At 62.9% G+C, this 12990-nt stretch carries 13 protein-coding genes; 8 read left to right on the top strand and 5 right to left on the bottom strand.

The features are described 5' to 3' along the window. Positions 1-108 precede the first annotated feature (108 nt). Positions 109-2775, top strand: a complete 2667-nt coding sequence (alaS, locus tag NLY42_RS23400; protein WP_286461055.1) for an alanine--tRNA ligase — start codon at positions 109-111, stop codon at positions 2773-2775. A 99-nt stretch (positions 2776-2874) separates the two neighbouring features. Here alaS and NLY42_RS23395 read toward each other — a convergent pair whose 3' ends face one another. Genes NLY42_RS23395 through NLY42_RS23385 form a run of 3 tightly spaced genes read right to left on the bottom strand, consistent with a single transcriptional unit; the run spans position 2875 to position 5328 of the window. After that, positions 2875-3477 carry a demethoxyubiquinone hydroxylase family protein gene (locus NLY42_RS23395; protein WP_023684870.1) on the bottom strand — a complete coding sequence of 201 codons (603 nt, stop codon included), beginning with the start codon at positions 3475-3477 and terminating at the stop codon, positions 2875-2877. A gap of 14 nt (positions 3478-3491) precedes the next feature. Beyond that, positions 3492-4106: a glutathione S-transferase family protein gene (locus NLY42_RS23390; RefSeq protein ID WP_023684871.1), complete on the bottom strand. Its 615-nt coding sequence runs from the start codon at positions 4104-4106 to the stop codon at positions 3492-3494. A gap of 10 nt (positions 4107-4116) precedes the next feature. Further along, positions 4117-5328, bottom strand: a complete 1212-nt coding sequence (locus tag NLY42_RS23385; protein WP_023669114.1) for an NADP-dependent isocitrate dehydrogenase — start codon at positions 5326-5328, stop codon at positions 4117-4119. Positions 5329-5544: 216 nt separating this feature from the next. On the opposite strand from NLY42_RS23385, the gene NLY42_RS23380 reads away from it, so the two are divergent. From NLY42_RS23380 to murI, 3 genes are all read left to right on the top strand, one after another. After that, positions 5545-6393 (top strand): RNA methyltransferase, encoded by an 849-nt coding sequence (locus tag NLY42_RS23380; protein ID WP_023669113.1) that lies wholly within the window; start codon positions 5545-5547, stop codon positions 6391-6393. An 81-nt stretch (positions 6394-6474) separates the two neighbouring features. Beyond that, complete coding sequence (locus NLY42_RS23375) at positions 6475-7083, top strand: DUF805 domain-containing protein (RefSeq protein ID WP_023690201.1); 609 nt, start codon at positions 6475-6477, stop codon at positions 7081-7083. Positions 7084-7228: 145 nt separating this feature from the next. Continuing rightward, entirely contained in the window at positions 7229-8017 is a 789-nt protein-coding gene (gene murI / locus NLY42_RS23370) for a glutamate racemase (RefSeq protein ID WP_023684874.1), read from the top strand. Positions 8018-8101: 84 nt separating this feature from the next. Here murI and NLY42_RS23365 read toward each other — a convergent pair whose 3' ends face one another. Continuing rightward, the gene (locus NLY42_RS23365; RefSeq protein WP_023754372.1) at positions 8102-9484 is read right to left on the bottom strand and encodes an RNB domain-containing ribonuclease; all 1383 of its coding nucleotides are present in this window, start codon (positions 9482-9484) and stop codon (positions 8102-8104) included. 160 nt (positions 9485-9644) lie between these two features. On the opposite strand from NLY42_RS23365, the gene NLY42_RS23360 reads away from it, so the two are divergent. Further along, positions 9645-9833 carry a DUF3008 family protein gene (locus NLY42_RS23360; protein WP_023684876.1) on the top strand — a complete coding sequence of 63 codons (189 nt, stop codon included), beginning with the start codon at positions 9645-9647 and terminating at the stop codon, positions 9831-9833. Positions 9834-9916: 83 nt separating this feature from the next. Here NLY42_RS23360 and NLY42_RS23355 read toward each other — a convergent pair whose 3' ends face one another. Beyond that, a complete protein-coding gene (locus NLY42_RS23355) occupies positions 9917-10117 on the bottom strand; it encodes a hypothetical protein (protein WP_023690200.1) in 201 nt (66 codons plus the stop codon). A gap of 386 nt (positions 10118-10503) precedes the next feature. On the opposite strand from NLY42_RS23355, the gene rpsD reads away from it, so the two are divergent. The 3 genes from rpsD to NLY42_RS23340 all read left to right on the top strand — a co-directional run bounded on the left by rpsD (position 10504) and on the right by NLY42_RS23340 (position 12932). Next, positions 10504-11121 carry a 30S ribosomal protein S4 gene (gene rpsD / locus NLY42_RS23350; RefSeq protein WP_023669107.1) on the top strand — a complete coding sequence of 206 codons (618 nt, stop codon included), beginning with the start codon at positions 10504-10506 and terminating at the stop codon, positions 11119-11121. Between the two features lie 106 nt (positions 11122-11227). Continuing rightward, positions 11228-12115, top strand: a complete 888-nt coding sequence (ttcA, locus tag NLY42_RS23345; RefSeq protein WP_023754373.1) for a tRNA 2-thiocytidine(32) synthetase TtcA — start codon at positions 11228-11230, stop codon at positions 12113-12115. Continuing rightward, positions 12105-12932 carry an inositol monophosphatase family protein gene (locus tag NLY42_RS23340; RefSeq protein WP_023754374.1) on the top strand — a complete coding sequence of 276 codons (828 nt, stop codon included), beginning with the start codon at positions 12105-12107 and terminating at the stop codon, positions 12930-12932. The genes ttcA and NLY42_RS23340 overlap by 11 nt, the downstream gene beginning before the upstream one ends. The last annotated feature ends 58 nt before the right edge of the window (positions 12933-12990 follow it).

The following is a 12990-nucleotide window of genomic DNA, read 5'->3' as shown; positions in this document are numbered from 1 at the left end:
TTCTGGACAGGGTGGGGCGTGCCCGCTAAAAGGCCAAGTCAATCTTCTAAAAAGCAGAGACCAGTGTCCGCCGGCCGTGCCGGCGGTTTTCGCGAAAAGGCAGCAGTCATGAGTGGCGTGAACGAGATCCGGTCGACATTCCTCGACTATTTCCGCAAGGAGGGCCACGAGGTCGTGGCCTCGAGCCCGCTGGTGCCGCGCAACGACCCGACGCTGATGTTCACCAATGCCGGCATGGTGCAGTTCAAGAACGTCTTCACCGGCCTGGAGAAGCGGTCCTATTCGCGCGCCACCACCGCGCAGAAAAGCGTGCGCGCCGGCGGCAAGCACAACGACCTCGACAATGTCGGCTACACCGCGCGCCATCTGACCTTCTTCGAAATGCTCGGCAATTTCTCCTTCGGCGACTATTTCAAGGAGCGCGCCATCGAACTGGCCTGGAACCTGATCACCAAGGAGTTCGGGCTGAACAAGGACAAGCTGCTGGTCACCGTCTATCACACCGATGACGAGGCGGCCGGCTTCTGGAAGAAGATCGCCGGTTTCTCCGATGACCGCATCATCCGCATCCCGACCTCCGACAATTTCTGGGCTATGGGCGACACCGGACCGTGCGGGCCGTGCTCGGAAATCTTCATCGACCGTGGCGAGCACATCTGGGGCGGCCCTCCCGGCAGCCCGGAGGAGGATGGCGACCGCTTCCTTGAATTCTGGAACCTGGTGTTCATGCAATATGAGCAGGTCACCAAGGATGAGCGCATCGACCTGCCGCGGCCGTCGATCGACACCGGCATGGGCCTGGAGCGCATGGCCTCCATCCTGCAAGGGGTGGAGAGCGTCTTCGAGACCGACCTGTTCCGTCATCTGATCGATGCGGCCTCGTCAGCGCTCGGGCAGGGCCCGGACAAGGAGACGGTCGCCTCCTTCCGCGTCATTGCCGATCATCTGCGCTCGTCCTCCTTCCTGGTTGCCGACGGCGTGCTGCCGTCGAACGAAGGCCGCGGCTATGTGCTGCGCCGCATCATGCGCCGCGCCATGCGCCATGCGCAGTTGCTCGGCGCCAAGGAGCCGTTGATGTGGAAGCTGGTGCCGGCGCTAGTGCGTGAGATGGGCCAGGCCTATCCCGAACTGCTGCGCGGCGAACAGCTGATTACCGAGACGCTGAAGCTCGAGGAGACCAGGTTCCGCAAGACGCTGGTGCGCGGCCTCGGCCTGCTCTCGGAGGCGACAGATACGCTGCACGCCGGCGATATGCTGGATGGCGAGACGGCGTTCAAGCTCTATGACACGTACGGCTTCCCGCTCGATCTGACGCAGGACGCACTGCGCCAGCGCAACATCTCGGTCGACCTTGCCGGCTTCACCCATGCGATGGAGCAGCAGAAGGCCGAAGCGCGCAAGCATTGGGCTGGCTCCGGCGACGCGGCCACCGAGACCATCTGGTTTTCTGTACGCGAGAAGGCCGGCGCCACCGAATTCCTCGGCTACGAGACCGAACAGGCGGAAGGCCTCATCCAGGCCCTGGTCAAGGACGGCAAGACAGTCGATAGCGCCGGCAAGGGCGACGCGGTGGCGGTGGTCGTCAACCAGACGCCGTTCTATGGCGAGTCGGGCGGCCAGATGGGCGACACCGGCATCATCTCCGGCGAAGGTTTCTCGATCGAGGTTTCCGACACGCAGAAAAAGGCCGACGGCCTGTTCGTGCATCTGGGCAAGGTGACGAACGGCACGGTCAAGCCAGGTGCAGCCGTCGAGCTGAAGGTTGACCATGCGCGCCGCACCCGGCTGCGTGCCAACCATTCGGCAACGCATCTGATCCATGAGGCGCTGCGCGAGGTGCTGGGCACCCATGTCGCGCAGAAAGGTTCGCTGGTCGCGCCCGAGCGCCTGCGCTTCGACATCTCGCACAACAAGCCGATCTCGGCCGAAGATCTCGAAGAGGTCGAGCGCATGGCCAACGAAATCGTCGTCCAGAACAGCCCGGTGACGACGCGCCTGATGTCGGTCGATGACGCCATTGCCGAGGGCGCCATGGCGCTGTTCGGCGAGAAATATGGTGACGAGGTGCGTGTCGTCTCGATGGGCACCGGCGTGCATGGCGCCAAGGCCAATAGACCCTATTCCGTCGAACTTTGTGGCGGCACCCATGTCCGGGCGACCGGCGATATCGGCCTGGTCCGTGTCGTCTCCGACAGCGCGGTCGCCGCCGGCGTGCGCCGCATCGAGGCGCTGACCGGCGAAGCCGCGCGCAAACATCTCGATGAGCAGGACAGGCGCCTGAAGGCAACTGCGGCCGTGCTGAAGATCTCGCCGGCCGACGTGCCGGCGCGTGTCGAGACGCTGCTCGAGGAGCGCAAGAAGCTCGAGAAGGAGCTGAGCGAAGCGCGCAAGAAACTCGCGCTGGGCGGTGGTGCCGCGGCCGATGCTCCGGCCACCACCGAAACCGTCGCCGGTATCGGCTTCCTCGGCAAAGCGGTTTCCGGCGTGTCGCCGAAGGATTTGAAGCCGCTGGCCGATGCCGGCAAGACATCGCTCGGCTCCGGCGTCGTCGTCTTCGTCGGTGCGGGCGAAGACAACAAGGCAAGCGTCGTGGTCGCCGTGACGGACGATCTCGTCGGCCGCTTCAGCGCTGTCGATCTGGTGCGCGTTGCCTCGGCCGCATTGGGCGGGCAGGGCGGCGGCGGACGGCCCGACATGGCGCAAGCCGGCGGTCCGGACGCCTCGAAGGCCAATGATGCGATCGCCGCGGTGAGGGCGGCGCTGGAGGCAGCCTGAAAGCCACCCTATGTCGTATCTGGTTCGTGTGCGGCTTTCCGGCCTTCGCCGCCGTGCTTGCCATTCTGTGGCTGATAGTGGCAAGCCGGCAATCAGCTCTTAGACGGTCCGTCTAGCTAGTCTAGTTCTTTTCGCCGCCTTCAGGGCGCGCGTCATTCTGCTGGAATCGCCCCAGGTGGACAGCCAGATCAGCACGTCCGTGGCGATCGAAATCAGCGACCGTAAAAAGTTCAGCGCCGGGCCGGGCGATTTCAGCTGCTCTTCGGCGTGATGGAGATGGGCGAGCTCTTCCTCGCGGATCGCCAGGATGATGCCTTGCAAGTCGTGGTCGCGATTGGCGAGGAAAAACAGCTGATCGTCCAGATGGCGATGCACCGCCGCTTCAACCGCCGCCGTGCAGGCCCAGATGCCTTGCGGACCGAGCAGGGCGGTGACAGAACCCAGCAGCCAGCCACCCCAGCTCCAGAATTGCATCACCCGGCACGGTCGCGCCTTCCGCGCCGGCATGGCGGCACGGAAGGCGGCGCAATGCGTGCGCTCGTGCCCGAGCATCTCCGACAAGGATGGCACGCAATCCGGCCAGAAGCGCCTGGCGACAAGAATCTGCGCCGAATAGATCCTGATCGCACCGAACTCACCGGCGTGGTTGACCCTGACAATTCTGGCGATGGTGAGCGCGTCCTGGCGAGATGGGTCAGCCATGGCCCGAACCCATATCAGCCCGCCGCCAGGCTCGGACGTTTTGCGATGCCGTCCCACCAGGCCTGGATGTCGGCGAACGCCGCAAGCAGCTTTTGCCCGTCGGCGACCTTGACGAAATAGGCGATGATGGATGCCGCATGCAGGTCGGCCAGCGTCAGCTGGTCGCCGAGCAGCCACGGCCCGGGAGGCTTGAGTGCGGTGAGCACCCGCAGCACCGTTTCCGCCTGGCGCAGCCCGTTGGCGACCAGTGCCTCGTCTGGCGCTTCCTTCTCAAGCCGCTCGACGGCGACGTCCCAGACCATCGATCTGTAGGCATAGGCGTCGAGCATGCCGATGATCTGGTTCATCGTTGCGCGGGTGCGGGCGTCTTTTGGCTGCAGTGCCGGGCCGTCGAACGCCTCGTCGACATAGCGGGCGATTGCGCTGGTTTCGAACAGGCGAAACCCGTCATGCTCGACGGCCGGAATGCGGCCGAAAGGGTGATGCTCGAAGTACCAGGCGGGAGTGCCCTCGGCGGCAAAGACATCGACCGGCACAAGGTCGTAGTCGATGCCTTTTTCCGCCAGCACGAGGCGGACGATGCGCACATAGACGCTGTAGTCCGCCCCGTAGACGACCGGCTTGGCCATGGCTGCCGGCTTACGCCATCGCCTTCTGCAAATTCTCGTCGATCTTGTCGAGGAAGCCGGTGGTCGACAGCCATGGTTGGTCGGGACCGATCAAGAGCGACAGGTCCTTGGTCATGAAGCCGCTCTCAACCGTCTGGATGCAGACCTTCTCCAGCGTGTCGGCAAATCGCTTCAACTCGGCATTATCGTCGAGCTTGGCGCGGTGGGCGAGGCCGCGCGTCCAGGCGAAGATCGAGGCGATCGAATTGGTCGAGGTTTCCTCGCCCTTCTGGTGCTGGCGGTAGTGGCGCGTCACTGTGCCGTGCGCGGCCTCCGCTTCCACCGTCTTGCCGTCCGGCGTCATCAGCACGGAGGTCATCAGGCCGAGCGAGCCAAAACCTTGCGCCACCGTGTCGGACTGGACGTCGCCGTCATAATTCTTGCAGGCCCAGACATAGCCGCCAGACCATTTCAGGGCGGAGGCCACCATGTCGTCGATCAGCCGGTGCTCGTACCACAGCTTCTTCGCCTTGAACTCGGCCTCGAATTCAGCCTCGTAGACCTCCTGGAAAATGTCCTTGAAGCGGCCGTCATAGGCTTTGAGGATGGTGTTCTTGGTCGAGAGATAAACCGGATAATTGCGCAGCAGGCCGTAATTCAGCGAGGCGCGGGCGAATTCGCGGATGGAGTCGTCGAGATTGTACATCGCCATGGCAACACCGGCGCCGGGTGCGTCGTATACGTCGTGCTCGATCACCTTGCCGTCCTCGCCGACGAACTTGATGGTCAGCTTGCCCTTGCCGGGGAAGCGGAAGTCGGTGGCGCGATACTGGTCGCCGAAAGCATGACGGCCGACGATGATCGGCTTGGTCCATCCCGGCACCAGACGCGGCACGTTCTTCATGATGATCGGTTCGCGGAAAATGGTGCCGCCGAGAATGTTACGGATGGTGCCGTTCGGCGACTTCCACATCTTCTTCAGCTTGAATTCCTCTACGCGCTGCTCGTCGGGCGTGATCGTCGCGCATTTCACGCCGACGCCCCATTTCTTGATGGCATTGGCCGAATCGATGGTCACCTGGTCGTTGGTGGCGTCGCGGTGCTCGACGCCGAGGTCGTAATATTCGAGCTTCAGGTCGAGATAAGGGTGGATCAGCTTGTCCTTGATGAACTGCCAGATGATGCGGGTCATCTCGTCGCCGTCGAGCTCGACGACCGGGTTCGCCACCTTGATCTTCGCCATGAAAAGAATGCCTCGCTTTTGGGGAACAAAACGGCCTCGCCCGCATGGCTTCGGCCGGGTATGCGGAGCGTATATCAAAGCCTATTTGGCCGCGCAAACGACCATCCGTGCAGAATGGGTCGTCTGTGCCGCGACCGGTGTTTGCAAAAGCTTCATTTTGCCGAGCGGATGTGGCAGGGAACGCTGAAATGCCGCAAATAGCAGTTCATTGAGATCATGTCCGCCGTCGATCATCCTGAAAACGCATCCGCCGCCGGGCCGGCGATCATCCTGGTCGAGCCGCAGCTCGGCGAGAATATCGGCATGGTCGCGCGCGCCATGGCCAATTTCGGCCTTGCCGAACTGAGACTGGTCAACCCGCGTGACGGCTGGCCGAGCGAGAAGGCGCGCGCCGCCGCCAGCCGCGCGGACCATGTCATCGATGCCGTAACAGTGTTCGGCGACCTGGCGTCCGCCGTCGCCGACCTCAACTTCGTCTTCGCCACCACGGCGCGCGAGCGCGACGGCTTCAAACCCGTGCGTGGTCCGGTCGAGGCGGGCAGGGCGCTCAGGGCGCGTCAGATGGCCGGCCTGCGCACCGGCATCTTGTTCGGCCGCGAGCGTTTTGGGCTCTACAATGACGAGGTCGGGCTGGCCGACGAGATCGTCACCTTCCCGGTCGTTCCCGGCTTTTCGTCGCTCAACATCGCCCAGGCCGTGCTGTTGATGTCCTATGAATGGATGAAATCCGGCCTGGAGGACGAGACGGCGACCAATTTCTCCAGTCCTGAAATGAAGCCGGCGAGCAAGGAAGAGTTGCACGGCCTGTTTGCCTATCTCGAAGGCGCGCTCGAAGCGCGCGGTTATTTCCGCCCGGCGCCCAAGAAACCCAAGATGGTCGACAATCTGCGCGCCGTCTTGACGCGCGCCGGTTTCGCCGAGCCGGAACTGAAAGTGCTGCGTGGCATCATCTCGTCGCTCGACCGGTTTTCGCCGGCCATGCCGCGCGGTGACGGCTCGCCGGGAGACGATCCAAGGCGTTTGCCGGCCGCTGCGCGAAAACGCCAGGCAGACAAAGAAGATTAGAAATCGCTAAGCTTCGAACGGCTGAAGTAACCGAATTTTATTTGCCTCTCATCCATTGTTGTCAAAACGGTGGGGTGGCAAATGTTCACGTCCAAAATCGGCCGTATGCGCTTCTTCTTCTATTCGCTCGGCGTAGCCCTGCTCGAGGCCGTTCTAGCTGTGCTGTGCATCGTTGGCACGATCGGCTTTGAGGGGCTGGTCAACTCGGCGCCCGGTCCATCGCGGCAAGGCATGGCAGGCGCGGTTCTGGTCGTTTCCCTCCTAGCCGTGGTCATGCGTGCCAACATCGCCTGGCGACGCAGCCGCGACGCCAACGGCAAAGCCTGGATCCTGTGGTCCTACATCGTGTTCTGCGCCATCTACGCCTTTCTGCAGGCAGGCACGCTGCTGGTCATCGATTTCAAGAACCCGGAAAGCACGTCCAGCGGTTTGAACCTGCTGGCGCTGTCGATCTTTGGCCTTTGGTGCACGATCCTGGTGGCTAAGCCGGTGGCGGGCATCAATATCGACGAACTGACATCGGTTTTCGATTTCGATGGCGATACGCCCATGCCTGCGGGATCCGGTCGGATGGCCAGCAGCACGGCACAGTCTTCCATGCGCAACGCCACACCGGCCACGCGCTCGGTGCCGTCCGCCCAGCCTATGGGCCGCCCGAGGCCCGCCGGCTTCGGCAAGCGCGGGCTCTAGACCGAGGCAAGGTCGTCTTCGCCGGCTTTGCATAGAACTTGCTGACATTCGCCACTTCAAGACCATGATGGTTGCAGATAGAAGAACGGCATTGGCCAATGACCGCCAAGCCTTCTGATCCAGCCTCTTTCATGGTCCGATATCAATGAGCCACCGTCCGATCCTGATGTTCGATTCCGGCGTTGGCGGATTGACCGTGCTGCGCGAAGCGCGCGTGCTGATGCCCGACAGGCGCTTCGTCTACGTCGCCGATGACAAGGCCTTTCCCTACGGCGCGTGGGAAGAGCCGGCGCTGCAGGCCCATATAGTCGAGCTCTTCGCCAAGCTGCTCGACCGTTTTGATCCGGAAATTTCGGTCGTCGCCTGCAATACCGCTTCGACGCTGGTGATCGATGCCTTGCGGGAAAAATTCCCTGGCCATCCCTTTGTCGGCACGGTGCCGGCAATCAAGCCGGCTGCCGAGCGCACCCGGTCCGGGCTGGTCTCGGTGCTGGCGACGCCGGGCACGGTGAAGCGCCAGTACACGCGCGACCTGATCGGCAAATGGGCGCAGAAATGCCATGTCCGGCTGGTCGGCAGCAACAATCTCGCCGGACTGGCCGAGGCCTACATGCGCGAGGGCTTTGTCGACGAGGAGGCCGTGCGTGCCGAGATCGCACCGTGTTTTGTCCAGCATGACGATTTGCGCACGGACATCGTCGTGCTCGCCTGCACGCACTATCCGTTCCTGGCCAATCGCATGCGCAAGACCGCGCCCTGGCCGGTCGACTGGATCGACCCGGCCGAGGCGATTGCGCGGCGCGCTCTGTCGCTGCTTCCGGCTGTCGACGGGCCATTGCCGCAAAGCGAGCCCGACATCGCCGTCTTTACCTCGGGAAAGGCGGACTTCGCCATCAGCCGGCTGATGCAGGGTTTTGGATTGAGCGCACGCTAATGCATGTCGCCCAAAAGTGCGCAGCGGTTTTGGGACAAGGACATGCATAAAAACAAAAAAACTAAAGCGCGTCGCCGACGCGCTTTAGACAGGTTCGAAGACAATGACGCGCCGATCCGGATCGGCCGAAACAAGCCTTAGCGTCAGGCCATCGCCCTGCCTGAACCCTGAGGCCTTCACATTCGCAACGACAGGCATGTCCGAGAGCTGAACGCGCGCACGCTGATCACCGACGTCGGTGACGACGGCCTTGAATGTTTCACCCACGCGCCCCCTCAGCATCACCGCCTCGGCAAGGTCGATGGCCGCGTGGTTGATTTGCGAGGCGCGGGCGCCTGCGCGGCCCATCACCTTCGGCAGTCTGGAAAACGCCTCGTTAACGACTTGCGGCACCGGCTGGCCGTTGACGATGGCCAGCACGCAGCGCACGACATAGCGATCGGCCAGCCGCCTCAGGGGTGCGGTGGCGTGGGCATAGGTCGCGGCCATCGCCTCGTGCCAGGGGACAACGCCTTCCTCATAGGGCTGGTAGGACGCACCGGAGCCGGCGCGGCGGATTTCCAGCATCAGCGCTGCCTGTTGCATGTTGGCAGGATCGAGGGTTCGCTGATAGTCGGGCAGGCTGGTCGAAGGAGGCCAGGACAGGCCTAAGGCCCGTGCCGCGCTGCGCAGTCTTTGCACTTTGGAAGCATCGGGCGGCGCCATCACCCGGAACAAGCCGGTCCGGTGTGCCAGCATGGCGTCGGCAATCGCCATGTTGGCGGCCAGCGAAAGTGCTGCGTTGTCTTGCTCGGATTGCAGCAGCGGTCTGAACGCAAGCTGGAACGTGCCATCGGCAAGCTGTTCCACCTCCTGCTCGGGCGGGTCGACGCGCGAAGCGCCGCGACGGTCTTCGGCCGCCGCCATGCGCCGCGCGATTTCGGCGAAGCCGACTGGGACGTCGGCGGCCTGCACGCTGTCATAGGCGAGCTTGGCGCGGCTTTGAATGATTGCCCGCTCCGCGCCATCCAGCCTTACCGCTCCGTCGTCGACGATCCGGACCGTGAAGATGACAGCCGGACGCGGACCGCTGGGCAGCAAGCTCGCGGCGCCCTCGGCAAGCACCCGGGGATAGAGCCCGGCCTTGCCGTCCGGCAAATACAGGGTTTCGCCTCGCGCCCAGGCTTCGCGATCCACCGCGTCGCCGTCCGCGACGAACCAGGCTACGTCGGCAATCGCATAGTGCAACAGAAGGTCGCTACCGCTCGCTTCGATCGAAAACGCTTGGTCAAGATCGGTGGAAGCCGCGGGATCGAGCGTCACGAAGGGCATCGCCGTGCGGTCGGCATGCTGGTCGGGCACGCGCCTGGCCGCCGTCTGTGCCATGGCCATTACATCAGGGGGAAATGCCTCCGGCACATGGAACTCGGTGCGGATTTTCGCGAGGCCGGTAGCGAGTGCCTGCGAGGGATCGTTCAACGATTTCATGGCGCCGTCCTACACCGGCGTTGCGGGCACGGGAAGGTGGTTTTGCCGGCAGTTGGCCGACCATGGGCAGGCATGAGCGCGGAACGGAAGTTGACCGCCAGCGCTGGAACCGTCGCCGGAGCGCAACGTTTCTTCCTCTGTCAGCAAAGGAGGTGCCGATATGCCTGCAACCTCAAAAGCACAGCAAAAGGCCGCTGGAGCAGCCCTGTCGGCCAAGCGCGGCGAGACCAGGAAGAGCGAACTTCAAGGCGCGTCGAAGTCGATGTACAATTCGATGAGCGAAAAACAGCTCGAGGAATTCGCAGAGACCAAGCGCAAAGGCCTGCCGGAGAAGAAATCGGCAGACTGAAACCTTGAACCGAGTCGATAAACAAAGCCCGTGGCCGAAACCACGGGCTTCTTCGGTTCAGGCCAAGCCCGAAACCCCTGACGTCACCAGCAGCGCTTCACCTTGTAGCGGATGACCTTCTTGTGGCCATGCCGCCAGATGACCTTCTTCTTCACCACGACATGGCAGGTCTGACGATGCTTGTGGCCCTGCCAATGCTTGGCCATCGCTGGCTCGGGCACGGCGATCGACATCGTCCCGGCCAGGACGGCTGCACCGACCAACGAGAGGAAAAACTTCTTCATGCGACTTCGGGCTCCTTTGGCTCCAGTCCCTTCCTAAATGCCGTCGGCGCAACAACCTCCCGCCGCATCCGGCACGGCACTCAACGCCAAAGACGTGATATGGTTGCCGGGCCCAGCGCCAGCGACGCGCTTGACTCTGCTCAAATCTCCGTTTATCGAGCGCACCAACACCGGGCCGCAATGCCCGGTTGTTTCTTTTGCATGGCAAGCCCGGGAAAGCAGGTTTATCGTTTCCTGGGTTTTGTCTAGACTGACGTGTCCCGTGGGTTTTCCGCCGCGTTGCGTGGGAAAACCCTGTCAGGCCTCGAAAACGGAGGCCAGAGGAGGGCGCGTTTCCTTCACCCGGACCATGAGGTTCCGGGTGGTTTGTTTTGAAAGGGAATGCGATGAGCAAGCGCGAATCCGCGAAGTACAAGATCGACCGCCGTCTCGGCGAAAACATCTGGGGCCGCCCGAAGTCCCCGGTCAACAAGCGTGAATACGGCCCCGGCCAGCACGGCCAGCGCCGCAAGGGCAAGCTTTCCGATTTCGGCCTGCAGCTGCGCGCCAAGCAGAAGCTGAAGGGTCACTATGGTGATGTCTCCGAAAAGCAGTTCCGCAAAGTCTATGAAGAGGCTGATCGCCGCAAGGGCGACACCTCCGAGAACCTGATCGGCCTGCTCGAGTCGCGTCTCGACGCGGTCGTCTACCGCTCCAAGTTCGTGCCCACCATTTTCGCGGCTCGCCAGTTCGTCAACCACGGCCACGTCAACGTCAACGGCAAGCGCGTCAACATCGGCTCGTACCGTTGCAAGCCGGGCGACGTCGTCGAAGTGCGCGAAAAGTCGAAGCAGCTGGTCATCGTGCTGGAAGCGGTCGGCCTCGCCGAGCGCGACGTGCCGGACTATATCGAAGTCGATCACAACAAGATGGTCGCGACCTTCTCGCGCATCCCCGGCCTGGCCGACGTACCGTTCGCCGTGCAGATGGAGCCGAACCTGGTCGTCGAATTCTATTCGCGCTGATCGATCGCTTTCTGCGATACCGGAAAGGGCCGCCCGTCGAGGCGGCCTTTTCTTTGTCGGCCATGTCCGCTAATCCGGCACTCTCGGCTATGGAAAGCGACAAGCCATGAACATGCTGGCAGACATCGAAACAGTTGAACCGATTGCTGAGGGCGGCTTCCATCCGCTGTTTGCCGACGTGCCGTCTTCCGTCGAGTTCAACAAACTGCGCAAGCGGCTGTTGCGGTTGACCCGTCAGGCGGTCGATGATTTCGCCATGGCGAGGCCCGGCGACCGCTGGCTGGTGGCCTTGTCCGGCGGCAAGGATTCCTACGGCCTGCTGGCCGTGCTGCTCGATCTCAAATGGCGCGGGCTGCTGCCGGTCGAGCTGCTGGCCTGCAATCTCGACCAGGGCCAGCCGAATTTTCCGAAGCACATTTTGCCCGACTACCTCGATGCGCATGGCATTGCCCATCGCGTCGAGTATCAGGACACCTATTCGGTGGTCACCGACAAGCTGCCTCAGGGCAGCACCTATTGTTCGCTGTGCTCGCGGCTGCGGCGCGGCCATCTCTATCGCATCGCGCGCGAGGAGGGCTGTTCGGCGCTGGTGCTCGGCCACCACCGCGAGGACATTCTCGAAACCTTCTTCATGAATCTGTTCCATGGCGGCCGCCTTGCCGCCATGGCGCCAAAGCTGCTCAACGACGACGGCGACGTCATGGTGCTGCGGCCGCTGAGCTACTGCGCCGAGGTCGATCTGGAAAAATTCGCGGCCGCTATGAAATTCCCGATCATTCCCTGCGATCTCTGCGGCAGCCAGGAAGGCCTGCAGCGCAACGCCATGAAGGCGATGCTGGACGATATGGAAAAGCGCATGCCGGGCCGCAAGGATACGATGCTGCGCGCGCTGTCCAACACCAGGCCGTCGCATCTGCTCGACAGAAAGCTGTTCGACTTTGCCGCCCTCAATGGCAGCCTCAGCACAGGACAAGACATTTCCGATGATATTTGACGACCAAGCGATCGACTGGCTGGCGGAGCTTCTCGCCGATGCAGCCAGGGCCGAAATCATGCCACGCTTTCGCCGGCTGGGCGAGGGCGACATCAGACAGAAGACCTCGGCTGCCGACCTGGTGACCGAGGCCGACATCAACGCCGAGCGGCTGATCACGGCCAGGCTGCGCCAGCGCTATCCCACGGCGATGATCGTCGGCGAGGAAGCCTGTTCCGACAATCCGGCGCTGCTTCAGGGGCTCGGTGATGCCGACCTCGCCTTCGTCGTCGACCCGGTCGACGGCACCTTCAACTTCGCCTCCGGCGTGCCGCTGTTCGGCGTCATGCTGAGCGTCGTCGTCAAGGGCGAAACCGTCGCCGGTATCATCCATGACCCCGTAGGCCGGGACTGGCTGATCGGCGCCAAGGGCGCCGGCAGCCATATCCGCCATGCGCATGGCGCGCTGGAGACGGTGCACGTCGCCGATGCCGTGCCGATCTCACAGATGACCGGCTCCGTCTCCTGGCAATATCTGGCGGAACCGCAACGCTCGCTCCTGGCGCGCAACCAGACCAAGACCCTGTCGCAGTTCGGCTATCGCTGCGCGGCACATGAATACCGTCTTCTGGCCAGCGGCCATGCCCATTTCGTCGTCTACAACAAACTGATGCCGTGGGACCATCTGGTCGGTGTGCTGATCCACGCCGAGGCCGGCGGCTACACCGCGCGGATCGACGGCAGCGCCTATCTGCCCTCGCATATCGACGGCGGCATTCTTGTCGCCCCGGACAAGGAAAGCTGGCAGGAGTTGCGCAGGGAACTCTGGGCGCAATAATCGGCCCAACTGCTGGTAGAGGCTTTCGTCAAGTATATTGGCTCTGTTATAGTGTCCA

The sequence above is a fragment of the Mesorhizobium sp. C372A genome, from assembly GCF_030323245.1.
GTDB lineage: Bacteria > Pseudomonadota > Alphaproteobacteria > Rhizobiales > Rhizobiaceae > Mesorhizobium.
This window is presented reverse-complemented; position numbering and strand designations above follow the sequence as displayed.

What these genes read in the sequence shown, in the direction of transcription:
- alaS (WP_286461055.1), top strand. Translation starts at nt 109, where the DNA reads ATGAGTGGCGTGAACGAGATCCGGTCGACATTCCTCGACTATTTCCGC.
- NLY42_RS23395 (WP_023684870.1), bottom strand. Translation starts at nt 3,477, where the DNA reads ATGGCTGACCCATCTCGCCAGGACGCGCTCACCATCGCCAGAATTGTC.
- NLY42_RS23390 (WP_023684871.1), bottom strand. Translation starts at nt 4,106, where the DNA reads ATGGCCAAGCCGGTCGTCTACGGGGCGGACTACAGCGTCTATGTGCGC.
- NLY42_RS23385 (WP_023669114.1), bottom strand. Translation starts at nt 5,328, where the DNA reads ATGGCGAAGATCAAGGTGGCGAACCCGGTCGTCGAGCTCGACGGCGAC.
- NLY42_RS23380 (WP_023669113.1), top strand. Translation starts at nt 5,545, where the DNA reads ATGTCCGCCGTCGATCATCCTGAAAACGCATCCGCCGCCGGGCCGGCG.
- NLY42_RS23375 (WP_023690201.1), top strand. Translation starts at nt 6,475, where the DNA reads ATGTTCACGTCCAAAATCGGCCGTATGCGCTTCTTCTTCTATTCGCTC.
- murI (WP_023684874.1), top strand. Translation starts at nt 7,229, where the DNA reads ATGAGCCACCGTCCGATCCTGATGTTCGATTCCGGCGTTGGCGGATTG.
- NLY42_RS23365 (WP_023754372.1), bottom strand. Translation starts at nt 9,484, where the DNA reads ATGAAATCGTTGAACGATCCCTCGCAGGCACTCGCTACCGGCCTCGCG.
- NLY42_RS23360 (WP_023684876.1), top strand. Translation starts at nt 9,645, where the DNA reads ATGCCTGCAACCTCAAAAGCACAGCAAAAGGCCGCTGGAGCAGCCCTG.
- NLY42_RS23355 (WP_023690200.1), bottom strand. Translation starts at nt 10,117, where the DNA reads ATGAAGAAGTTTTTCCTCTCGTTGGTCGGTGCAGCCGTCCTGGCCGGG.
- rpsD (WP_023669107.1), top strand. Translation starts at nt 10,504, where the DNA reads ATGAGCAAGCGCGAATCCGCGAAGTACAAGATCGACCGCCGTCTCGGC.
- ttcA (WP_023754373.1), top strand. Translation starts at nt 11,228, where the DNA reads ATGAACATGCTGGCAGACATCGAAACAGTTGAACCGATTGCTGAGGGC.
- NLY42_RS23340 (WP_023754374.1), top strand. Translation starts at nt 12,105, where the DNA reads ATGATATTTGACGACCAAGCGATCGACTGGCTGGCGGAGCTTCTCGCC.